The sequence below is a fragment of the Rhodococcus sp. 05-2255-1e genome, assembly GCF_002259025.1.
Classification (GTDB): domain Bacteria; phylum Actinomycetota; class Actinomycetes; order Mycobacteriales; family Mycobacteriaceae; genus Rhodococcoides; species Rhodococcoides fascians.
On sequence record NZ_NOZE01000015.1, the window covers coordinates 21516 to 44090 of the forward strand.

Here is a 22575-nt window from a genome sequence, read left to right on the forward strand (position 1 = left end):
GAGCACCGCGACCTCGGGGCGACAGTGGGGGCGGATCCACCGCATCGCGGTGGGAGGTCGAGGAGAGACGATGAGCGATCAGCCGGATACGGCCGTGGTGGAAATGCTGGTGGAGCTCGCGTGCCGCGCGCCGTCGGTGCACAACAGCCAGCCGTGGAGGTGGACCTACTCCGAACACGGACTCGATCTGTACACCGACACCTCCCGCGTGCTGGGGGTGATCGACCCGACCGAACGGCAGATGGTGATGAGCTGCGGGGCCGCGTTGGACCATCTCGAGAAGGCTGCCGCGGCGTTTCGGTGGAAGACCGAGATCGACCTGTTGCCCGCCCCGGGCACGCCGGATCATCTCGCTCGTATCCGCCTCGTGCACGACGCGCATCCTCGGTCGCGTGAGTTCGACATGTTGAGTGCGATCAATCGTCGGCACTCGGATCGGCGAGCGTTCGGCCCGGTGCCGACCGATCGCGTTCTGACGCGATATCTCGGTCGTCAGCACTACGGCACCGAGATGACCGTCTTGTCGGCAGAGTCGAAACAGACGTTGGCGAGGGCCTCGACGCTGAGCGCGGGCATCCGGAAGTACGACGCGACGTACCAGGCCGAGATCAGATGGTGGGCCGGGCACTCGTTTCGTTCCGGCGGAATCCCGCCGGAGGCGCTGACGAACCGCGCGGATGCGTCGAGGGTCCAGGTGGGGCGAGCATTCCCCGAACCGCACCGCGTCGGCAAGGTGGTTCCGCGCGAGCCGGTCGAAGACGAGTCCACGGTGGTGCTGCTCGGCACCCCGTCGGACGAACGACTGGATTGGCTGAACTGTGGCCGTGCCATGTCGACGTTTCTGCTGGCAGCGACCGCGGACGGCTTGGCGACGTGCCCGTTGACTCATATGACGGAACAGGCCGGCAGCAGGCGACTCGTCCAGTCGTTGGCACCGCACATCGGCATGGCACAGGTGCTGATTCGAGTCGGTACACCGATGATCGGTGCCCCGGCACCTCGAACGCCACGACATGCGGTGGCCTCGGTGCTGTCTGCTCCCGCACGCGCAACGAACAGGAGACGATCGTGATTCTCGCAGCACATCAGAAAATCGTGGTGGGGGTGGATGGTTCGGCCGGCAGTATCGGCGCTGCGCTCTGGGCGGCGACACTGGCGGAAAGGGTGGACTCTCCCCTGCTCATCGCCGCTGCAGTACAGCAGCCTGTGATCTACATGGGCGAGCCCGCATATGTTGTGCCGAGGGAGGTGTGGGACGAGCAGCGCCGAGCTTCCGAACACATGGTGACCGACGTCGCTGCCGCAGTGCTGGCCCGTCATCCCGACCTTGCCGTCTCCACCTCGGTGGAGGAGGCGACGGCGTGCACGATGATGGTCGAACTCTCCTCCACCGCGCGGATGCTCGTCGTCGGCAATTCGGGTTCCGGTCCGATCGTGTCCGCATTGTTCGGCAGTACGGCGCAGGAGACCTCGAATGCGGCCCTGTGCCCGGTGATCGTGTGGCGGGAGGGCGACGCCGGCTTCGACGCGCCGGTCCTCGTCGGTATCGACGGCAGTGCAACGAGTGAGGCGGCCGTCGAACAGGCCTTCGATCTGGCCTCGTTGTTCGGTGTACCGATGATCGCAGCGCTCGCCTGGAACTCGTGGTCTCACGGCGCGGCACTCTCTCCGCCGGGGCCGCATGACAGCATCGAGATCGAGCGTGAGCAGCAGATGCTGCTCTCCGAATGTCTGGCCGGGTGGGCCGAGAAATATCCGGATGTCAGTGTCGAACATGTAGTGCGACAGGGTAACCCGGCGCATCTCCTTGTCGATCTGTCCAAGCGAGCCGGCCTCGTGGTGGTCGGCAGTCATGGGCGAGGAGTGGTTGCCCGAGCACTGTTCGGATCGACCAGTAGCAACCTCACCCGCCACGCCCACTGCCCGGTGATGATCTGCAGAGACCTATGACCAACCGCACCGTACCGAATCGTGTGCGCGGGAGTGAGGATCGACGACGAGTTCTGGACTCCAACAACGCTCATCGGCTTGCGCGACAGGCGACCGTCGCACGGCTGATCGGCCACGACCACTTCGGGCCCACCATCGACCCGGTCTCCATCGTGTGGAGCGGTAGTCGGGTGTATTTCTACGCCGAGGGGCGGTCGCGGTTGGGGTGGAGCGCGCTGGATTCCTCGGTCGTCCTGGAAGTGGACGCCGAGGACGACGCTCACCTGACCGTATCGACTGTCGTGATTCACGGAATCGCCCGTGCGGTCGTGGATGCTCGACTCGAAGTCCTCGAACAGCTACTGCCCCGGCCGCATTCGGACGGCCCACCGATGCACCGACTCGTCGAAGTGACCCCGACGTCGGTGTCGGGGGTCGAGCTGATGCGTGGACCGACTGCGGGCGAGACGAATTCACGAGGGTGAAGGCCGGGCCTCATGGCGGCAGGATCGGGACTTTCGACCCTGCCGTCGGCATCGAGAATTCGGCAATGTCGGTTCTACCGATTCGTCGACTTCGAGGAGTTCGAGATGAAGCAGCAAGTACACGACGGGCAGGCCGTGTTGGCCGAGGCCGAAAATGTTCTCGCCGAAGTGCTACTGGTGTGTGGCGTCGCCGCGGTAGGCCTGTTCTTGACGTTGCTCGCGTCCGGTGTGACCGGCTGGGCTGCGGTCTGCGGAGGTGCGGCAGCAGCGATGTTCGTGATGGCCGCAGTGAGCCTTCGTGCAGGGCAGCACGCCGCGCACAGGTCGCATGCGCCTTCGGGTTCCGATTCTGTCGCGGGGTCGATGTGACGCCGACTCCCGGTGGACGTGAGCCCGCGAGAACAGGATCGACGAGGATGACCGACCGTGAAAGGCCGCAGGTGCCGGGCTCGATGCGGGTCGATTCCGACTCCGTAGTCGTCGAGATTCCGACGCAATCGGTACCGATGGTGTTTCCGGTGACCACTGCATCGATCGACGGTGTCGTCCATTCGGTGGTGATCGCCGAGTACGGGCCTCTCAGTGGGGTCTCGCCCGACGGACACATCCTCAGAACAGCCGTGCTCGAACGGTGGCCGGACGCACGAGTGTTCGAGCGGCGCAGCACGGGTGAGCGCGGTGCAGACCCGCGCGGCTACGAGAGTTTCTACGTCGAATTGGAGCCGAGCGGTTGCCGAACCGACATCGATCTCGACGAGGTGTCCGCGCTCTTCGGCCGCTGACCGGACGCGAACACGGACTGCCATTTCGACTCCACTGCAAATCATCACGTCATGGCGACTGTGCCGTGGACATCGAGACAGGAAGATCACATGAGTAATTCCACCGCCCGCACACTGCCCATCGTCGTGGGTATCGACGGATCGGCCGAGGCCGAGGCTGCAGCCCGATGGGCCGGCACCTACGCGGACAAGGTCAACGCGACCGTACGTCTCGTTCATGCAGTCCCGGTGGGGGATTGGTACGGGTCGGCAGCATTCGTCGACGGTGGCGCGCTGGAGAGGGATCTTCGTGCCATGGGCCGCAAACACCTCGTCCGAGCAGAGGGCGAGGTACACGCCGCCGCACCCGGGGTATCCGTGGACACCGTCAGTGTGGACGGCACCATAGCGTCGTACGTGGCCGACGTGGGAGCAGACATGGTGGTGCTGGGATCCAGGAAGTCGAGCGCGATCCGCGACCTCACCCTCGGTAGCAACACGCTGCGCGTCATGACGCACGCGCAGTGTCCGGTGTTGTTGCTCCGCAACGAAAACGACAAGGCCGACGTGGGCCGCCCGATCGTGGTCGGGATCGACGGCAGCGAACAGTCCGATCGAGCGCTGGGTGCCGCGCTCGAGATGGCCGACAACCTGGGCGCACCTGTGATCGCGGTCAACTACTGGGGGTTCGCGGCTCAGGCCGGCATCGGGATGAGCGCCGGCTACATCGACTGGCAGGCGGTGCAGGAAGACGAGAAGCGTTGGCTGGACACGCATGTGGAGAAGATGCACGAGAAGTATCCGGCTGTGCAGCTCACGACCGTCAGTGCCCAATCGAGCCCGACACGAGGCTTGCGAGCGCTGTCTGCGTCTGCATCGATGCTCGTGGTCGGGTGCCGAGGTAGAGGTGCCCTCCGCGGTGCGATCCTGGGGTCGGTCAGTCAGAACCTCGTGCACCATGCCGAATGCTCGGTGTTGATCGTGCGGTGAGCAGTCAGTCGACGCTGCGTCTGTCGACCGGTGGGGCACCCAGATCGCAGTGCGGTGGGCAGTCGGAGGTGTCGCCAGTGCTCTTGATCAGCGCCGCCGCGATGACGGCACCGAGTATTAAGAGCCCGGCGCACATCAGCATCGCCGAGTGGAATCCGGCCGAGAACACCTGTGGCGCGGAGTAATCGGACCCGGCAATTCCTGCCAATGCGGGCAGCGCAGCAACGGCGAGCAGTTGACTGGTTCTGGCGACAGCATTGTTGACGCCCGATGCGATTCCGGCGCGGTCGTCCGGTGCCGCGCTCAGGACGGCTCCGGTCAACGGGGCCACCAGAGCGGACAGGCCGAGGCCGAACACGACGACGGCGGGGAGAACATCGGCGACATAGGTGGATCCGGGCCCGATGCGCAGCATCAGCAGCAGCCCCGCCGCCGACAGCAGCGGCCCGACCGTCATCGGGATACGCGGGCCGATGCGCCCCGCGAGCCGGCCCGCACGGGCCGACAGTACGAGCATCAGCACGGTGATCGGGATGGTGGCCAATCCGGCTGCGACAGGGGAGAACCCGACCGCGAACTGCAGCTGTAACACCAGGAGGAAGAACACCCCGCCCAGGGCGGCGTACACGGCGAAGGTCACGAGATTGGCTGCCAGGAACACGCGCGAGGCGAACAGTGACGGCGGTACCAGCGGATCGTGGGTGCGGCGCTCGATCACCACGAACATTCCGACCGCGACGATCCCCAACGCGAGCGCAAGAACGTGGGACTCGATCAGGCCGTACGTCAGCAGCCCGAGGGCAGCGGCGACCGTCACTGCGCCGGGGACGTCGAGGCGACCGGCAGCGTGCGGATCACGGCTCTCCGGAACATGTTTCATCGCCACCCACACGACCACCACGGCCAGCGGAACATTGATCAGGAACACCGCGCGCCAGCCGACGGCGTCGACGAGCCAGCCGCCGAGTAGTGGACCGATCGCCGACGCCACTCCGCCCAGCCCCGACCACAGCCCGATCGCGGCTCCGCGATCGTCGGACCTGATGGACGCCGAGATGAGCGCAAGTGAACCGGGGGTCAGCAACGCGGCACCGATGCCCTGGAGCAGCCGGGCCGCGATCAACACCTCGATGCTGGGGGCAAGACCGCACAGAACCGAGGCCGCTGTGAACCAAACGGTGCCCCAGACGAACACCCGCCTGCGGCCGAGCCGGTCACCGAGCGAGCCGCCGAGCAGGATCAGCGACGCCAGCGCCAATGTGTAACCGCTGAGCGTCCACTGCAGTCCGGTGACACCCGATCCCAGATCCCGACCGATCGCCGGCAGCGCGATGTTGACCACGGTGGCGTCGAGCATCGCCAGAGACGACCCGAGCACAGTGGCCGCGACGATCCATCGGCCCCGCGCACTGGACAGGGAAATGGCTACATGGGGCCGCTCTGCAGGCTGCTCGGTCACAACTTCTCGACGCAGACGACGAAGTTGCGGGAGTCCTTCTCGAATCCGTACAACGCGGGGTCGGGGCAGTCGTCGACCGACGTGGTGCCCTGCAGGATGGTCACCACCCGGCGGGTGTCGGCACCCGGGGTGGCGCAGTCGACGCGTTGCGCGAACTCGCCCACCAGGTCCATGCAGCCACCGACGATCCAGTCGATGTCGAGGCACAGGGCCCCTTGCTCGATGTCGAAGTACGTCTCGTAGTAGTACTGATCGGCGTCGGGCGGGCATTCGGCCGAGGTCGGAGTCTTGGCGAACACGACGTAGTTGGACTGTGGGGATCCGCAGGTCGCATTGGCGACGGTGGCGTTCTCGACCGTCCCACCGAGTTCGACGCATTGGCCGATCTCGACGTCGATGTCGACGCTGCCGCCCTCGTCGATGTCGGGGGTCGGGGAACCGGTGGTGGTGCGTGGCGGCGTCGTGGTGGTGGGAATGCTGGCACCGGAGATGGCGACGGCGGTCCCGGATACCTCCGAGGCGCATCCGCTCAGTAGCACCGCCGCGCAGGCGGACAGAGCGACGACGAAAGCGCGGACCGAACGAGTGGGTGACGCCATGGTGAGTCCTGCTCTCGACGAAAGAAGCGTGCTGGGTGCATCGACCGTATGTGTGTAGAAAATATCGGACTCGGTTGTCGGCCGCATGAGGCAGGATGAAGTGCGTGGATCTTCCTCTCGCCGTTCCGGTTGCGCCGATGCTTGCCAAAGCCGCGAAAGTGGTGCCTCCTCAGCCCGAGGACGGGCCGCCGGTGTGGTCGTACGAGCCCAAATGGGACGGTTTTCGTGCCATCGTGTTTCGCGACGGCGACGAGGTGGTGCTGGGATCGCGCGGCGGCAAGGACCTCGCTCGCTACTTTCCCGAGCTCGTCGAGGCCGTCAAGGCCGAACTACCCGAGAAGATCGTGATCGACGGAGAGATCGTGGTGCCGCGCGAGAAGAACGGTTCCACGCGCCTGGACTGGGAGTCGTTGTCCGAGCGCATCCATCCCGCGGCGAGCCGAGTGACGATGCTGGCGGAGAAGACACCGGCGCAGTTCATCGGCTTCGATCTGTTGGCCGTCGGCGACGAGGATCTGACGGGTGAGCCGTTCTCGACGCGGCGGGCGCGATTGCTCGACGCGGTGGGCACGGGCGGGCCGAGTTGCTTCGTCACCTCGGCCACCGACGACGCGGCCGTGGCCGAGGACTGGTTCGAACGGTTCGAGGGAGCAGGCCTCGACGGCGTCGTAGCGAAGAAGCTCGACGGGCCGTATTTGCCCAACAAGCGCGAGATGATCAAGATCAAGCATGCCCGTACCGCCGATTGCGTGTTGATCGGCTATCGAATTCACAAGTCCGGCAACGGCATCGGATCACTGCTGCTCGGCCTGTACGACGGCGAGGATCTGCGCATGATCGGCGGAGCGTCGGCGTTCACCGACAAGCGGCGGCTGGAGTTGCTCGAAGAACTCGAACCGCTCCGGCTCGGTGACGACGTCACCTACGACGGCGAGGCGACGCGTTGGAATTCGTCCAACGATCGCAATTGGATTCCGGTGCGCATCGAGCGAGTCATCGAAGTGGCCTACGACCAGATGGAAGGCGCGCGGCTGCGGCACGTGGCCAGGTTCCTGCGCTGGCGACCGGATCGCGATCCGCGCTCGTGCGCTTACGACCAGCTCGAGGTGCCGGTGCGCTACGACGTCGCCGATGTGATTGCTGGAGGGCGATAGGCATGGCCGCGAAAACACCACCGGCGTTCGTGCAGGCGGGCGAGCGCGAAGTGCGAGTGTCGAGTCCCGACCGCGTGATCTACGAAGCGACCGAACGCACCCCGGAGATCACCAAACTCCAGCTGTGCGAATACTTCGCCGCGGTGGGCGAACCGCTGATGCGGGCCATCGGCGACCGCCCGACCGCGATGGAGCGGTGGCCCGACGGCTACCGCGAGGGCATGCGATTGGCGCTCGGCCCGCAGGACAAGGAGGGCGACGGTTTCTATCAGAAGCGGTTGCCCAAGGGTGCGCCCGAGTGGATCGAGACCGTGAAGATCGCGTTCCCGAGCAAGCGCACTGCCGAGGAACTGTGTCCCTCCGAAACTGCGTCTCTGGTGTGGGCAGCGCAGATGGGCACGCTGACCTTTCATCCGTGGCCGGTACGACGACCGGACGTCGACCATCCCGACGAGCTGCGTCTCGATCTCGATCCGCAGCCCGGGACGACGTTCGCCGACGCGCTTCGGGTCGCCGATGTGACGCGAGAGCTGTTGGAGGAGTTGGGCTTACGCGGCTACCCCAAGACCAGCGGCAATCGTGGCATTCACATCTACGTGCGCATCGAGCCCGAGTACACCTTCGAGCAGGTGCGCCATGCGGCCATCGGCCTGGGCCGAGAACTCGAGCGTCGCGACGACGGGGTGACCACCAACTGGTGGAAAGAGGAACGCGGAGAACGCATCTTCATCGATTACAACCAGAACAACCGTGACCGCACCATAGCCAGCGCGTGGAGTCTGCGAGCCCGGCCCGGAGCGACGGTGAGTACACCGATGACGTGGTCGCAATTGGCGGACGTCACCGATCCGCGTGACTTCAACCTCGTCACCGTGCCGGACCTGGTGCAGGACGGCGACCCGTGGGCCGACATGGACACGAAGGCCTATTCACTGGAACCGCTTCTGCACCTGTGGGAAACACTGCCGGGTGGTGAGCTGAACTTCCCGCCCGACTACCCCAAGATGCCGGGCGAACCGCCCCGAGTGCAGCCGTCGAAGAAAGTCGCCGAGCACTGGGATGCGGAAGGAAATCGCACCGACAGCTAGTTCCACTCGGCCTGGGCAGGGTTGCACACTACGTAGCGTTGTCGACGGGATCCGGTCGATCGAGCCATGTTCTGTGCAACCCGGCCCACCCTCACATGGATTCGAGTTCCCGGATCAGCGTCGCCGCGTCGTACGGGCCCACGTGGCGGGTGAGGTTCTTGTCGCCGCGACCCAGGTAGAACGTCGGAGTGCCGCCCACATCGGAGGACGTGGCGTCGAGTTCGTCGTCCTCGACGCGCACCACGTAGTCGCCGGTGCGGATGTCGTCCTCGAATCTGTCCATGTCGAGGCCGAGTTCGCGTGCGTACCCGTCGATGTCGTCGGGTTCGAGGGCGTCGCTGTTGCGGAACAACACGTCGGCCATCTCCCAGAACTTGCCTTGCGCTGCGGCGGCCTCGCTGGCGTACGCGGCGTAGCGGGCATGGGGGTGGTAGTCGTCGAGCGGTAGGTGTCGGTAGACGTACCGAAGGTCGTCGCCGAAGTGCTTGCGTACCTCGGCGACGCTGCCGGTTGCTTTGCTGCAGAACGGGCATTCGAAGTCCGCGTACTCCACGATCGTCAGCGGAGCGTCGACGGGCCCGCGGATGTGATCGCGCTTGGCGCTGACCGGACGCAGAATACGCAGCGAGGCTTCGGCTTTCGGCGGGTGGATCTTCGCGTCGATGCGGAACAGAATCCAGCCGAGCAGGGCAGCGATGACCGAGGCCGCCAGCACGCCGACGCGGGCCTCGTCGGCCAGCAGCGGATCGTCGAGCGCGAGATCGATGATGAACAGCGAGATCGTGAACCCGATTCCGGACATCGCCGCACCACCCGCGATGTGCGACATGGTCAGTCCCGGAGCCAGAGCCGAGGGTCGCAACTTCGCGAAAATGGCCGAGGCCCCGGTGATTCCGATGAGCTTGCCGAGCACCAGGCCGGCGATGATGCCCCAGGTGAGCGTCGACGTGGAGGCAGCCTTCAGGGTGTCCGAGCTGAGCACCACCCCGGCATTGGCGAGCGCGAAGATCGGCACGATGATGAACGCGGTGTACGGCTGATACAGGCGCATCAGTCTCTCGTTGACCGAGACGGCTTGATCCAGGCCGAGTCTCGCGGCTCGGGCGTATTCGGGATTCGGCGATTGACGGAAGGCGCGGGTGAGGTCCGATGCTCGTTCCACCTCGGAGCGACGCGGCGGGTACACCGGAAGAATCAGCGCGATCATCACGCCGGCGAGGGTGGGGTGAACGCCCGACTCGTACATCGCGACCCACGTGAACAGCGCGACGACGAAGTACCCGACACCGCGCCACACCTCGAGTCGACGCAGTAGGAAGATCAGTCCGATCCCGATGAACGCCAACACCAGCGGAACCACGTCGAGATCGTCGGTGTAGAAGAACGCGATGATCGCCAGCGCGCCCACGTCGTCGGCCACGGCCAGCGTCAACAAGAAGATCCGCAGCCGCGCGGCCTTTTTCGGGCCGAGTACCGCCAGGGCACCGAGCAGGAACGCGGTATCGGTGGAGATGACCACGCCCCAGGCCTGGGCGGCCGGGCCGGAGGGGTTGAAGGCGAGGAACAGCAGCGCGGGTGCGGCCAGACCGGCGAGTGCAGCCACGATGGGAATCGCTGCGCGCGATCTGTCGGTGAGCTCACCCATCGCGAACTCGCGTTTGACCTCGAGACCGACGACGAAGAAGAACAGCGCCATCAGCCCGTCGTTGACCCAGTGGGCGAGGTCGAGGGAGATGCCGTGCTCACCCACGGTGATGGACAGCTCGGTGTGCCAGAACGACTGATAGGTGTCACCGAGTGGTGAGTTCGCCCAGATCAGGGCGATCAACGTGGCCGCCAGCAGGAAGCCCGCGGCCAAGGTTTCACTGTTCTTCTCGCCGCGAGCCCGCGAGATCCGTTCGACGAATCGTGCCATCGGCCGGTCCGTCGGCGTGATCTGATCTGCCATCTGCAGCCCGGGTCCTTCCTCGGAGGTGTTGTGAAGCAGTCTGTACCAACACGGCGGTCGACGCTTTACTTCCACGCAGGTCAGTACCCTGGATGGTTCTCTTGCCGGGAAGCGTTGTCGAAGAGATGTGCACGACATATTCGGCGAACGGCATTAGTCCGCCGAGAATCGGGAATACGAGCCCGACTCACCCCTGCCACTAAGGAACATCCATGCGTGATTTCATCTGCCGCAAGTGCGGACAGAAGCTGTCGTTCGAGAACTCACTGTGTCTGAGCTGCTCGAGCGCACTCGGCTTCCATCTGCCGAGCAGAGCCCTCCTGGTGCTCCCGGACAAGGAAGACGGCATCGCCGAGGCCGAGGTGGACGGTGCCGTCTGGAAGACGTGCGCCAATCTCAACACCGCACGCTGCAACTGGCTGGTCGACGCATCCGATTCCGACGACCTCTGCCTGTCCTGCCGGCTGACTCGGACTCGCCCGGCTGACGACGACCTGGACGCGATGGCCGCCTACGCGGACGCGGAGACCAACAAGCGTCGCGTCATCCTCGAGCTCACCGAGCTGGGCCTCCCGATCGTCGGCCGGGACGAGGACGCGTCCACGGGTCTGATGTTCGATCTGCTCTCCAGCGCCAACCAGCAGGTGATGACCGGGCACAACAACGGTCTGATCACCCTGGACCTCGCCGAGGGCGACGACGTACACCGCGAGCAGCTCCGCGTGGAGATGTCGGAGCCCTACCGCACGCTGGTCGGGCACTTCCGTCACGAGATCGGCCATTACTACCAGATGGTGCTGGTCGGAGACGGTGAACACCGCGCGGCGTTCGAGGAACTGTTCGGCGATCCGGATTCGAGCTACCAGGACGCGCTCGATCGCCACTACAGCGAAGGTGCACCGGAGGGCTGGGAGGACACCTACGTCTCGTCCTACGCCACCATGCACCCCGCCGAGGACTGGGCCGAGACCTTCGCCCACTACCTGCACATCCGCGACACCCTCGACACGGCCGCGGCCTTCGGGATGGCACCGGCCGGATCGACACTCGAAAGCCCGCTGCCCGGCGAGGTCGGCTTCGATCAGATCATCGACTGGTGGCTGCCGTTGTCGTGGGCACTCAACCAGATCAACCGATCGATGGGTCACCAGGACCTGTACCCGTTCGTGCTGCCGGCGACCGTCGTGAAGAAGATCGGCTTCGTGCACTCTCTGGTGGCACCCAGCGCTCTGTGAGCCTCGCTTACGGTCGTTGAGCTCAGCGCCCAGGGGCGTATCCTGTGTTGTCGGCATCCGCCGATACCGGTTACGCCCCCCTGCGCATTAGTGGGCAGAGTGCAGTCGCGGGCAGAGTGCAGCAGTAGGACGAGGTGACCACCATCAGCGAGCAGACACTGAACGCGTCGGGCGCCCTCCCGCGGGTTACCGACTTCCAGCTGAGTCGCCGGCTGGCCGAGGTGGCCGAGAAGCTGCGGCGTCAGCATTCCGATCCCGATCGCGTCCTGGCCATGATCACCGAGGCCGCGGTCGCTCAGGTCCCCAATGCCGAGTACGCATCCATCACGACGGTCATGCAGGGCAAGTTCGTGCACAGCGCCGCTCTGTCGGGAGAAATTGCGGGGCACTGCGACAAGATTCAGGAGCAGCTGGGCGAGGGGCCGTGCCTCGAGTCGGCGATCGAACAGACGACCATCCGTATCGACGACATGGACAGCGAGACCCGCTGGCCACAGTTCACCGATGCAGCGTCTGCGCTCGGGGTCAAGAGCATGATCTGCTTTCAGCTCTACGTCGAAGGGTTCAACTTCGGCGCACTCAACCTGCATTCGACGCGAACCGGCGCGTTCTCGGCCGAGGCCGAATCCATCGGTTCGTTGTTCGCTGCGCACGCGGCCATCGCGTTCTCCAGCGCCCGGGAAGAACAGCAGATCAGGGCTGCGCTGACCAGCCGGGATCTGATCGGGCAGGCCAAGGGCATGCTGATGGAACGCTACAATCTCAATTCGCAGGCGGCATTCGCGTTGCTGGCCAAGCTCTCTCAGGACACCAACGTCAAGCTGGCCGATCTCGCCGTGCAGTTGGTCGACGACGCGGCGAAGTCCACCGAATAGCGACCGGGGCCTCGGGCCTCATCGCACGTCGAGTCCGTCGGTGCTGGCGACCGATACGGCGGGAACATCGGTGGCAATGAACACCTCGATCCGCACGTCCTCGTCCAGATAGCGGCTCAGTGCAGCCAGTCCGGTTGTGGCAGCGATGATCTCGTGAACCCGGTCGCCCGAGATGGGATAGTCGTCCACGTCGTGACGCCAATGCGCGGCCACCAGTGTGCCTCCGGCCTCCAACCGCCCGACGATGCGGCTCATGGCGGCCGCCAGGTCGTCGTCGTCGAGGTAATAGCCCACCTCGCTGACGACGATCAGATCGAACTTCTCGTGCGGATTCGGCAACGCAGATACGTCGTCGGAGAGGGACCACAGTGCGAAATCGACTGCAGCACTCTCTCCTACGCGCGAGCGAGCCGTATCGAGCGCGCTCTGCACCACGTCGGTCGACACCAGATGCTCACAGCGGGAAGCGAGCTGTTCGGTGAGCACACCGATCGAGCAACCGGGTTCGAGGCCGCGTCGATAGTGCGGCTTGGGCAGCGATGCCAGGGTGAGGGCATACTTGCGACGCTCGTACCATTTGCTGTCGAGCATGAACGGATCCTCGTGCGCGGCATACACATCGCGGAAGTACTCCGGACTCAAGCTCATGCGGACAGCCTACTCATGCGAAGACGACTTCGAACGGACGTCGGAACCGCGTCAAGATGTGCGGTGGCAACACTGCGCGATCTGCCGGGTGATCGGACAGCGGTCGAATCTGAGATTCGAAACGCTCGATCGACGCCCGTTTCGCCTCGACGGCGTGCGCGGGCAGGTCGATGCGGCGACTGCGTGACCACGGCACCGCTCGGTGTTCGGGAGTTGCCCAGTGCCACATCCAGATCGGATATTCCACCACCGGTATCCCCACGACGGCGGCCGCGGTGAGGCAGGCACGCGCCGTGGCTTCGTGATCGGGGTGGCCGTCCCCGCGCCACGGCGTCAGGCACCAGGTACCCGGAGTGGCGTCGAGCAGCGGTACCAGCGCGCGGGCCAGAGCGTCCTCGTGCCGCTCGACCTCGCCGTCGGTGAACTGCAGCCGCGTCGGCGACTGAACGATGCCCAGTTCGGCGAGGGCACGCTCGGACTCGACGGGCCGCAGGGCGCGGAGGTCCTCGGCCGACACCGTCGGAGATCCCGGATGCGAACCGTCGCCGTCGGTGACCGCGACGACCCGCACGTCGACGCCCGCAGCTGCGGCCATCGACAGCAACCCGCCGACGCCCAGTACTTCGTCGTCGGGATGGGGTGCCACGACGACCATGGTGACGACGTCGCTCCAGTGCAGACCTGGAATGGACCAATCTGCGGACAGCCAGTCCGATTCGGCGGTACCGAGGTCGACTTCGGCGTCGAATGCGTTCTCTACCAAGGGTTGTCTTCCTGTGCGATGTCGTGTCCGAGGGCTTCGAGGTCGCGTTCGGCGTGACTCTGTCGCAGATAGACGGTGAGGTCGGCGACGCGTCGAGCATGCTCTGCGTCTGCGCACAGCGGGCCGGCACCGAGCGCTCGCCCGACGCGGTCGATGCACTGCGTTGCGGCATCCTCGACGACGGCGCGCACGATGCGAGCACGGATCCGAGCGCGGCCGGAGCGGTCGAACGGATCTGCGTCGACCTCGGCCGCCGCGGTGGTCAGGGCACTCGACGCGGCTCCGAGAGCCGATGCGATGGCACCGAGGTGAGCAGCGCGATGTGGGTCGGGACGCGAGCGCACGGCCGCATGCAGGGTGTCGGCCACCGCGCAGGCGCTACCGAACCAGACGGCCGACACCCCGATCGCCCCATGCCAGAAGCCCGGCCTGGTCAGGTAGTCCGTCGGTCCACCGACCACGACCGCGGGGACGCGATCGAATTCGACCGAGCCCGAGTCGCTCTCGCGCATTCCGACGGCATGCCACGTGTTCGGCACCGGGGCAGCACCCGGATGCGTCAGATCCACTGCGAACAATCGCGGCTCGCCGTCGACGCGAGCGGTCACGAGTGCGTGGGTGCAGACGGACGCCCCCGAACACCACGGCTTGGTCCCGGACAGGAGCCACCCCGATTCGCCGCGTACCGCTTCGAGAATCGGAGCCGGGGGTTCCGCAGCCCACACGCCCCAGATCTGGCCACGCTCGGGCGTCGGGCCGTCGAGCTCGTGCAGAATCGCGATCGCATCGGTATGTGCCTCGGCCCAGCGGCCCAGAACGGTGTCGTGCCGACCCAGCGCAGCCAGCGACTGCCACCGGTGGTCTGTGTTTCCCGAGCCGGGGAGAGCCAGATCCAACCGCCCGTCGGCCTCGAACGCGAGAAACTGCGCGCGTAACGCCGACTCGAGATCGGTGGTGCGATCGGGGGTGTCGACGAATCCGGTGTCGGTCATGCAGAAGGCTCCAGAGAACGAAGGAAGCCGGCCATACCGTCGGGTGCTCTGCCGCGCAGGCGGCCCGAAGTATCGACCGGAATGTCACACACTCGGCGGCACACGGTGCCGCCGAGCTCCAGACGACGGACCAGGTCGTGATCCTCGCCGGTGGCGAGCGGCGCGAACCCGCCGACCGCCCAGTAGTCCGTCGCCCGAACACCCAGATTGGCACCGTGCACGTGGGGATGGCCCGCCTCGTTCACGTACTGAGCGTCATAGGAGGAGCGGAGTGCTTCGTCGTCGACGATGCGGTCCTCGAATCGCACCGACACCGTCCCGACCACGGCCCTGGCACCCTCGGCGGCGTGCCGCAGATGCCCCATTAGCCACTGCTCGCCCACCGTCGAGTCGGCGTCGGTGGTGGCGTACCACGTGTCGGCGCGGCCCAGACCGCCGTTCAGGTCCGCTGCGAATCCGGCCGCCCGCGCGGCTCCCACGTTGCGATGGGCCACCGTCACGACCGAGACGGACGGGTGACGCGCCGCGACACGCGCCGAACCGTCGGTGCACGCGTCGAGAACGACCGTCGTGGATACCGTGACCGGGGCGACGTCGGCGACGCGACGTGCAGCCTTCGCCAGGGCATCCAAGCAGGCGTCGAGCAGATCCTGTTCGTCGTGTGCGGGCACGACGACGACGATGCGACGGACTGGAGTGCTGGTATCGACAGTCACGAGCCACCCTTTCGGACACCGGACCTCGAGCCCGTTGCGGAACCGCCGGTGGCTGGACGGAGTACGTTGCATGCGACATACCCGTTCACAGACGATCGACACCTACGGCTCGAAGAAGGGGCTCGGGTGGCGGGAAGCTACTCGTCGTCGTGGATTCCGTCGTCGTTTTCGGCAATATCCGATTAGCAAAAGTCCGGGTGGTATGTGTTAATGGGCGTTGCCCCGCGGCAGCACTGCTACTGGGCATCACGACGCAGTACGAAGGATGGTCGGGTCACATGGCAACTCAGGTTCGCACTCGCAGGTTCGCCCGTATCGGGGCAATTTTCGCAGGTACGGCGCTCGCCGCCTCTGCAGCATTCGGATCTGCCCAGGCGGCTCCGCTGTGGCCGGGCGGCCCCGACGTGTCGATCCCCGGCTTGCCCGGATCCTCGGACCCGGCGGCACCGGCACCCGCCCCGCAGCAGCGGGTGGCCCCGTTGGCACCGGCGAACTTCGCCGACCCCAGCATCAGCCCGTCCGGCGGCGAGGTCGTCGGAGTGGCGCAACCCATCGCGATCCGCTTCGACGAGGCCATCGGAGATCGCGACGCCGCACTGCGCGCCATCCGCGTCACCACGAACCCGTCGGTGGACGGCCACTTCTACTGGATCAACGACACCCAGGTGCGGTGGCTGCCCAACGAGTTCTACCCGGCGCACACCCAGGTGACCGTCGAAGCAGGCGGCGCGAAAGCCGAGTTCTCCACCGGCGACTCGATCATCACCACGGCCGACGACAACACCAAGCAGATCACCGTCACCCGTAACGGCGAGGTCGTTCGCACGATGCCCACCTCCATGGGCAAGGTCGGCCACGAAACCCCGAACGGCACCTACATCGTCGGCGAGCGCTTCCGCGACATGTACATGGACTCCTCCACCTACGGGGTGCCGGTGGATTCCGAAGAGGGCTACCGCACGTACGTCGAGTACGCCACGCGCATCTCCTACAGCGGCATCTTCGTCCACGCCGCGCCGTGGTCCGAGTCGCAGCAGGGCTACTCCAACTCCTCGCACGGCTGCCTCAACGTCAGCACCGAAGACGGCAAGTGGTTCTTCGAGAACGCCCAGAAGGGTGACCCCGTCATCGTCGTCAACACCGACGGCGGCACCCTCAGCGGATCCGACGGCCTGGGAGACTGGAACCGCTAGTGCCTGCGGCAGTGGTGTGGTTATGTGCCCTCCGCGGCACATAACCACACCACTGCGCAGCATTTGGTCTGTGTGACGGCACCAGTTGGGGCCGCGTTCACCATTCGTTAGCCGCGACTGAGCACAGTCCTCGCGGTGAGTGCAACAACCGAACGAGTGCTGCCCACGGCAGGCAAGAAGAGCTTCTTCTCGCGGCCGTGGACCGATTACGCACTGTTCCTGATTCTCGTGGGCCCCAACCTCGCTCTGTTGGCGGTCTTCACGTACCGCCCGTTGGTGGAGAACTTCCAGTTCTCGTTCTTCGACTGGAACCTGTCCTCGCCCACGTCCACGTTCGTCGGATTCGAGAACTACCGCGAATGGGCCGCCCGCGACGACACGTGGCAGATCGTCGGCAACACCGTCGTGTTCACCGTGGCCGCCGTCGTCGGCTCGCTGGTGCTCGGTCTCATACTCGCGCTGCTGCTCGATCGTAAACTGCGGGGCCGCAACTTCGTTCGCTCCGCGGTGTTCGCGCCGTACGTGATCTCCGGTGCCGCGATCGGTATCGCATTCCAGTTCGTCTTCGATCCCAACTTCGGACTCGTCCAGGATCTGATGCGCAGATTCGGCCTCGGTGCGGTCCCGGATTTCTATCAGGATCCGAAATGGGCGATGGTCATGATCACCGTCACCTACCTGTGGAAGAACCTGGGCTACACCTTCGTCATCTACCTCGCGGCGCTGCAGGGTGTGCGCAAGGAATTGATGGAAGCGGCCGAGATCGACCAGGCCGGCCGCTGGACCACGTTCCGCAAAGTGCTTCTGCCGCAACTGCGTCCGACGACGTTCTTCCTCTCGATCACGGTGTTGCTCAACTCCCTTCAGGTCTTCGACATCATCAATGTCATGACGCGCGGTGGCCCACTGGGCACCGGAACCACCACGATGGTCTACCAGGTCTACGAGGAAACGTTCCGTAACTTCCGGGCCGGCTACGGGGCGACCGTCGCGACCATCCTGTTCCTCGTGCTGTTGATCGTCACTCTCGTACAGGTACGAATCATGGATCGGGACGATCAGCGATGACCTTGGTGAGCAAGCCCGATGCCGCAGTCCCGGAAAAGCCTTCGCGCACCCGGGACCCACAGCGCACGCGTCGCAGCGCGAATGTCCTCGGCTACGCGGCGATGGTTGCCGTCCTGCTGATGATCGGCCTACCGCTGTTCTGGATTCTGGTCACCTCGTTCAAGGACCGACCCGACATCTACGTTCAACCGGTCACATGGTGGCCCAGCAGCTTTCATCCGCAGAACTACAACGAGGCGACGACGGAGGTGCCGTTCTTCACGTACCTGCGCAACTCGATCGTCATCACCACGGCGGTCGCGTCGATCAAGTTCGTCCTCGGTGTGCTCAGTGCGTACGGCCTGGTCTTTCTGCGATTCCCGGGCAAGAACATCGTCTTCCTCGTCATCATTGCCGCACTGATGGTGCCCAATCAGATCACCGTCATCTCCAACTACTCGCTCATCTCCGAGCTCGGTTGGCGAAATTCGTTTCAGGGCATCATCATTCCGCTGGCAGGCGTTGCATTCGGTACCTTCCTGATGCGTAACCACTTCTTGTCGCTGCCACCGGAGATCATCGAGGCCGCGCGCATGGACGGCGCGGGCCCGGTGCGGTTGATGTTCCGCGTCATTCTGCCGCTGTCGGGTCCGACGATGGTGGCGTTCGCGATCATCACCATCGTCACCGAATGGAACGAATACCTCTGGCCGTTCCTGATGTCCGACGACTCGTCGGTTGCTCCGCTCCCGGTCGGCCTGACGTTGCTGCAGAACAGTGAGGGCTACACCAACTGGGGAGCGGTCATGGCCGCCACTGTGCTCACCATTCTGCCGATTCTTCTCGTCTTCCTCGTCCTGCAGCGCCACATGATCAAGGGCCTCACCTCCGGTGCGGTCAAGGGCTGATCCACCTCACTATCAGGAGTCGAACACCATGGCACACATCATCAATCGGCGTGGCTTCCTCACGCTCACCGGTGCGGCTGCGGCCGCCGCAGCCCTCGCAGCGTGCAGCGGTCCCGGATCGGGATCGTCCGGCGGCGGCGGCGTCGAAGGCGATGCGAACACCATCAACTTCTGGTCGAACCACCCGGGCAAGTCCCAGGAATTCGAGAAGGAGCTGATCTCGCGGTTCCAGGCGCAGAACCCCGGACTGACGGTCAATCTCATCGACGGCGGCAAGAACTACGAGGAGGTGTCGCAGAAGTTCAACGCGGCGCTCTCGGGCAACGATGTGCCCGACGTCGTCGTACTCTCGGATGTCTGGTGGTTCAACTACGCACTCACCGGTGCGATCGAGCCCCTCGACAAGCACTTCTCTGCGGCCGGGGTCGACCAGTCCGATTACGTGGATTCGCTTCTTGCCGATTACAACTGGAACGGTAGCCACTGGGCTCTGCCGTACGCTCGCTCCACTCCGCTGTTCTACTACAACAAGGCCGTCTGGTCGGCAGCCGGCCTGCCCGATCGCGGACCGGCCACGTGGCAGGAATTCGACGAGTGGGGCCCGCGCATCCAGGCCGTCGTCGGAAACGGCAAGCTCGCCCACGGCTGGGGTAATGCCGTCGACTATCTCGGGTGGACGTTCGAGGGACCGATCTGGACGTTCGGCGGATCGTACTCCGATCAGTTCGAGCTGAAGTTCGACGATCCCAATACCATTGCGGCAGGCAAGTTCCTGCAGGACATGATCCACACCAAGAAGTACGCGGCGGTCTCCAACGACATCGCCAACGACTTCGCCGCGGGCATCCTCGCCTCCACGATCGCCTCCACCGGAGACCTGTCCACGATCACCAAGGGTGCCGCGTTCGAGTTCGGTACGGCTTTCCTGCCGGCCACCGACGGTGCGCCCGGATGCCCCACCGGCGGCGCGGGTCTGGCCATCCCGGCCAAGATCTCCGACGAGCGAAAGGTGAACGCACTCAGGTTCATCGATTTCGTCACCAACGGTGCCAACACTGCGTACTTCTCGCAGAACACCGGGTACATGCCGGTCCGCAAGTCGGCGCAGCAGGACCCGTCGGAAATCGCGTTCCTCGAGGCCAACCCGAACGCGAAGACAGCCGTCGACCAGTTGGCGCGTACCCGATCCCAGGACGCTGCCCGCGTGTTCGTGCCCGGCGGCGACAAGATCATCGGTAGCGGTCTCGAGCAGATCGCTCTGCAGAATGCAGACGTCGCAACGACATTCGCGTCCGTCTCGGACCAATTGCAGCAGATCATCGACCGCCAGATCACCCCGAAGCTGCCGAAGTAATGGCGACCGTTCACTATGCGGGTGTCTCGCACAGGTACCCGGGCGCGGACTCTCTCGCCGTCGACACGCTCGAACTCGACATAGCGGACGGCGAGTTCATCGTGCTGGTGGGACCGTCCGGATGTGGAAAGTCGACGAGTCTGCGGATGTTGGCCGGCCTCGAATCCGTCGAGAGCGGCCACATCGACATCGGCGGAGTGGACGTCACCTCGCTCGCCCCACGGGCGAGGGACGTCGCGATGGTGTTCCAGAACTACGCGCTGTACCCCAACATGACCGTCGGCGACAACATGGGCTTCGCACTGCGAAACGCGGGAATGAGCAAGGCCGACACTGCGGCTCGCGTACTGGACGCCGCGAGGATGCTCGAACTCGAGCCGCTGCTGGATCGCAAGCCCGGCAAGCTCTCCGGTGGGCAGCGGCAGCGAGTGGCCATGGGGCGAGCCATCGTTCGTCAACCCAAGGTGTTCTGCATGGACGAGCCGCTGTCCAACCTCGACGCCAAATTGCGAGTGTCGACGAGGGCCCAGATCGCCGGACTGCAGAAGCGATTGGGTACCACTACCGTGTACGTCACCCATGATCAGGTCGAGGCGATGACGATGGGTGACCGGGTTGCGGTGTTGCGGGACGGCAAGTTACAGCAGATCGCCGCACCGCGGGAGCTGTACGACAATCCCGTCAACACCTTCGTCGCCGGGTTCATCGGGTCTCCCGGCATGAACCTCGTCGACGCTCCCGTGCACGAGGGCGCTGCGGTCCTCGGAGACGTTCGGATCCCTGTTCCGTCGTCGGCGGGCCACCGCGTCGTCGTCGGGGTTCGGCCGGAATCGTGGGAGCTCGTCGGCGAACATGCGGGTGGACTCCGGCTCACCGTCGAATTGATCGAGGAATTGGGTGCGGAGTCGTTTGTGTACGCCTCGGCGCCCAACGCCGACGGTTAGTGGACGACGCCCTCGGGACGTATTTCGGTGAGGGTGGATCGCAAGCTGTCGGTCGCCCTCGCCGAGACCGTCCGGTTGAAGCCGGTGCTCGACGAACTGTTCTTCTTCGACTCCGCTACCGGCCTGCGGTTGTCCTGACGGGTTCACCCAGATCCACCGGAAGTGTTGCCCACCCGTGCAATACGCGCGTGTCGCGACGGGTTCCCTCGCCTGCCGAACGCAGGTGGGGGAACCTGTCGAACAACGTCTTCAGACCCACCTCCGACTCTGCCTTCGCCAGCGCTGCGCCCAGGCAGTAGTGGCGTCCGCCGGAGAACGACAGGTGCTTACCCGCGTTGTCGCGGGTGACGTCGAACCGGTTGGGGTCCTCGAACACCAGCGGATCGCGGTTGGCACCGGCGAGCACGAGGACGACCAGTGAGTCCTTCGTGATCGGCACACCCTCCACGACGACGTCGTGCTTGGCCGCCCGAGCCGTCAGCTGAACGGGAGATTCCATCCGCAACATCTCGTCGATCGCGGTGGGCCAGTGCGATGGATCCTGTTGCAGCACAGCCAGTTGATCCGGATGATCGAGCAGGAGTTGGATGCCGCTGCCGAGCAGATTGACGGTTGTCTCGAACCCGGCCGCCAATACCAATCCTGCTGTGGCCCTGAGCTCTTCGTCGTTCAGGCCGATTCCCTCGTCCTCGGCGGCGATCAGTTGGCTCATCAGGTCGTCGCCGGGGTTGCGGCGAAGTTCGGCGATGTGCTGCGAAAGCCACGCGTCGAAACCGATGAGGCCACGCTCCACCTGCTTGAACTGGCTCCATGAGATACCGATGTCGAGGCTGGGTGCCGCCATTTCGCCGAATTCGAGGACGCGCTGATTGTCCTTCTCCGGAACGCCGAGGATGCGGCCGATGACTGCGACGGGAAGGCGAGCGCAGTATCGGTCGACGATGTCGACGACAGGGCTGCCGTCGGTCAGTTCGTCGAGTAGCGCGTCCGCGGTTTCCTGCACCTGATCTCGCATCTGCGCGACCGCCCGGGCGGTGAAGACCGAGGACACCAGCTTGCGGTAGCGGGTGTGATCGGGCGGCTCGACCGACAGCAGGGACGGTGGAAGGATCGGATGCAGGGCACCGGAACGGGTGTGGCGTTCCAGCCACTTCAGCGGTGCCGGCAGCGTGCCGCCCAGTTGGGTGACCCGAAAATCGTCGGAGCGCAGCAGCGCGAACGCCACCCGGTGATGCACGGTGATGTTGGAGATCCGAGTCTTCACCAGCGGTGCCGTCGCCCGCAGTTCCTCGTACACCGGCGTCGGATTTGCCCGTGTCGCCGGATCGGCGACCAGCATGGCCTGCCGGTCACCGGCGGCCGCGGCACGCTTGGCCCCGAACCTGATGACCCCGTGTGCCGCGATCCACCGTACGAATTCCCTCATCCGACTGTCCTCCCCGTTGTCCCGCCCTATGTGAGTGGTTTCTCGTAGCAGACTACGAAGT

Annotated in this window: 22 protein-coding genes and 1 pseudogene; 15 read left to right on the plus strand and 8 right to left on the minus strand. The window is 65.1% G+C overall.

Features of this window, described 5'->3' with window-relative positions:
• The first annotated feature begins 70 nt into the window (after nt 1–70).
• The 6 genes from CH262_RS13595 (at nt 71) to CH262_RS13620 (ending at nt 4165) form a co-directional block, all read left to right on the plus strand.
• Complete coding sequence (locus CH262_RS13595; protein WP_094717812.1) at nt 71–1072, plus strand: Acg family FMN-binding oxidoreductase; 1002 nt, start codon at nt 71–73, stop codon at nt 1070–1072.
• A complete protein-coding gene (locus CH262_RS13600) occupies nt 1069–1950 on the plus strand; it encodes a universal stress protein (protein WP_179274995.1) in 882 nt (293 codons plus the stop codon). Before CH262_RS13595 ends, CH262_RS13600 begins: the two co-directional genes overlap by 4 nt.
• Nucleotides 1947–2414: a pyridoxamine 5'-phosphate oxidase family protein gene (locus CH262_RS13605; RefSeq protein WP_094717814.1), complete on the plus strand. Its 468-nt coding sequence runs from the start codon at nt 1947–1949 to the stop codon at nt 2412–2414. The genes CH262_RS13600 and CH262_RS13605 overlap by 4 nt, the downstream gene beginning before the upstream one ends.
• Before the next feature lie 105 nt (nt 2415–2519).
• The gene (locus tag CH262_RS13610; RefSeq protein ID WP_143547112.1) at nt 2520–2783 is read left to right on the plus strand and encodes a hypothetical protein; all 264 of its coding nucleotides are present in this window, start codon (nt 2520–2522) and stop codon (nt 2781–2783) included.
• A 47-nt stretch (nt 2784–2830) separates the two neighbouring features.
• Nucleotides 2831–3196, plus strand: coding sequence for a hypothetical protein (locus tag CH262_RS13615; RefSeq protein WP_094717816.1), 366 nt, complete (start codon nt 2831–2833; stop codon nt 3194–3196).
• 90 nt (nt 3197–3286) lie between these two features.
• A complete protein-coding gene (locus CH262_RS13620) occupies nt 3287–4165 on the plus strand; it encodes a universal stress protein (protein ID WP_179274996.1) in 879 nt (292 codons plus the stop codon).
• A 4-nt stretch (nt 4166–4169) separates the two neighbouring features.
• On the opposite strand, the gene CH262_RS13625 is transcribed toward CH262_RS13620, so the two are convergent.
• Together CH262_RS13625 and lppU are read right to left on the minus strand one after the other, a co-directional pair.
• Nucleotides 4170–5522, minus strand: coding sequence for an MFS transporter (locus CH262_RS13625; protein ID WP_231578237.1), 1353 nt, complete (start codon nt 5520–5522; stop codon nt 4170–4172).
• Nucleotides 5523–5620: 98 nt separating this feature from the next.
• Nucleotides 5621–6223: an LppU family putative lipoprotein gene (gene lppU / locus CH262_RS13630; RefSeq protein ID WP_032367160.1), complete on the minus strand. Its 603-nt coding sequence runs from the start codon at nt 6221–6223 to the stop codon at nt 5621–5623.
• Nucleotides 6224–6327: 104 nt separating this feature from the next.
• Between lppU and CH262_RS13635 the strand changes: the two genes are divergently transcribed.
• Together CH262_RS13635 and CH262_RS13640 are read left to right on the plus strand one after the other, a co-directional pair.
• On the plus strand, nt 6328–7377 hold the full coding sequence (locus tag CH262_RS13635; RefSeq protein WP_027495260.1) for an ATP-dependent DNA ligase: 1050 nt from the start codon (nt 6328–6330) through the stop codon (nt 7375–7377).
• Between the two features lie 2 nt (nt 7378–7379).
• A complete protein-coding gene (locus CH262_RS13640; protein WP_094717819.1) occupies nt 7380–8465 on the plus strand; it encodes a DNA polymerase domain-containing protein in 1086 nt (361 codons plus the stop codon).
• A 91-nt stretch (nt 8466–8556) separates the two neighbouring features.
• On the opposite strand, the gene nhaA is transcribed toward CH262_RS13640, so the two are convergent.
• Nucleotides 8557–10413, minus strand: a complete 1857-nt coding sequence (gene nhaA / locus CH262_RS13645) for a Na+/H+ antiporter NhaA (RefSeq protein WP_094717820.1) — start codon at nt 10411–10413, stop codon at nt 8557–8559.
• Between the two features lie 212 nt (nt 10414–10625).
• Here nhaA and CH262_RS13650 point away from each other — a divergent pair, with 212 nt between their 5' ends.
• Both CH262_RS13650 and CH262_RS13655 read left to right on the plus strand, forming a co-directional pair.
• The gene (locus CH262_RS13650; protein WP_094651248.1) at nt 10626–11648 is read left to right on the plus strand and encodes a zinc-binding metallopeptidase family protein; all 1023 of its coding nucleotides are present in this window, start codon (nt 10626–10628) and stop codon (nt 11646–11648) included.
• 134 nt (nt 11649–11782) lie between these two features.
• Complete coding sequence (locus CH262_RS13655) at nt 11783–12523, plus strand: GAF and ANTAR domain-containing protein (RefSeq protein ID WP_080733447.1); 741 nt, start codon at nt 11783–11785, stop codon at nt 12521–12523.
• An 18-nt stretch (nt 12524–12541) separates the two neighbouring features.
• Here CH262_RS13655 and CH262_RS13660 read toward each other — a convergent pair whose 3' ends face one another.
• From CH262_RS13660 to CH262_RS13675, 4 genes are read right to left on the minus strand one after another with little or no spacing between them, the layout of a single operon-like run.
• On the minus strand, nt 12542–13171 hold the full coding sequence (locus tag CH262_RS13660) for a class I SAM-dependent DNA methyltransferase (protein WP_032386354.1): 630 nt from the start codon (nt 13169–13171) through the stop codon (nt 12542–12544).
• Nucleotides 13172–13184: 13 nt separating this feature from the next.
• Nucleotides 13185–13934: a PIG-L deacetylase family protein gene (locus CH262_RS13665; protein ID WP_027495266.1), complete on the minus strand. Its 750-nt coding sequence runs from the start codon at nt 13932–13934 to the stop codon at nt 13185–13187.
• Nucleotides 13928–14926 carry an acyl-CoA dehydrogenase family protein gene (locus tag CH262_RS13670; RefSeq protein ID WP_143547113.1) on the minus strand — a complete coding sequence of 333 codons (999 nt, stop codon included), beginning with the start codon at nt 14924–14926 and terminating at the stop codon, nt 13928–13930. Before CH262_RS13670 ends, CH262_RS13665 begins: the two co-directional genes overlap by 7 nt.
• Nucleotides 14923–15642 carry a glycosyltransferase gene (locus CH262_RS13675; RefSeq protein ID WP_256988790.1) on the minus strand — a complete coding sequence of 240 codons (720 nt, stop codon included), beginning with the start codon at nt 15640–15642 and terminating at the stop codon, nt 14923–14925. Before CH262_RS13675 ends, CH262_RS13670 begins: the two co-directional genes overlap by 4 nt.
• A gap of 278 nt (nt 15643–15920) precedes the next feature.
• On the opposite strand from CH262_RS13675, the gene CH262_RS13680 reads away from it, so the two are divergent.
• From CH262_RS13680 to CH262_RS13700, 5 genes and pseudogenes are all read left to right on the plus strand, one after another.
• A complete protein-coding gene (locus CH262_RS13680) occupies nt 15921–16835 on the plus strand; it encodes a L,D-transpeptidase (RefSeq protein WP_032369549.1) in 915 nt (304 codons plus the stop codon).
• Between the two features lie 135 nt (nt 16836–16970).
• Nucleotides 16971–17903, plus strand: a complete 933-nt coding sequence (locus CH262_RS13685; RefSeq protein WP_176457960.1) for a carbohydrate ABC transporter permease — start codon at nt 16971–16973, stop codon at nt 17901–17903.
• Nucleotides 17900–18790 (plus strand): carbohydrate ABC transporter permease, encoded by an 891-nt coding sequence (locus CH262_RS13690; protein ID WP_032386356.1) that lies wholly within the window; start codon nt 17900–17902, stop codon nt 18788–18790. Before CH262_RS13685 ends, CH262_RS13690 begins: the two co-directional genes overlap by 4 nt.
• A gap of 28 nt (nt 18791–18818) precedes the next feature.
• The gene (locus CH262_RS13695; protein WP_032367153.1) at nt 18819–20144 is read left to right on the plus strand and encodes an ABC transporter substrate-binding protein; all 1326 of its coding nucleotides are present in this window, start codon (nt 18819–18821) and stop codon (nt 20142–20144) included.
• Nucleotides 20144–21226, plus strand: a pseudogene (locus CH262_RS13700) (ABC transporter ATP-binding protein). The gene CH262_RS13695 and the pseudogene CH262_RS13700 overlap by 1 nt, the downstream one beginning before the upstream one ends.
• Here CH262_RS13700 and CH262_RS13705 read toward each other — a convergent pair.
• A complete protein-coding gene (locus tag CH262_RS13705; RefSeq protein ID WP_094717822.1) occupies nt 21204–22514 on the minus strand; it encodes a cytochrome P450 in 1311 nt (436 codons plus the stop codon). The pseudogene CH262_RS13700 and the gene CH262_RS13705 overlap by 23 nt on opposite strands.
• Nucleotides 22515–22575: the final 61 nt, after the last annotated feature.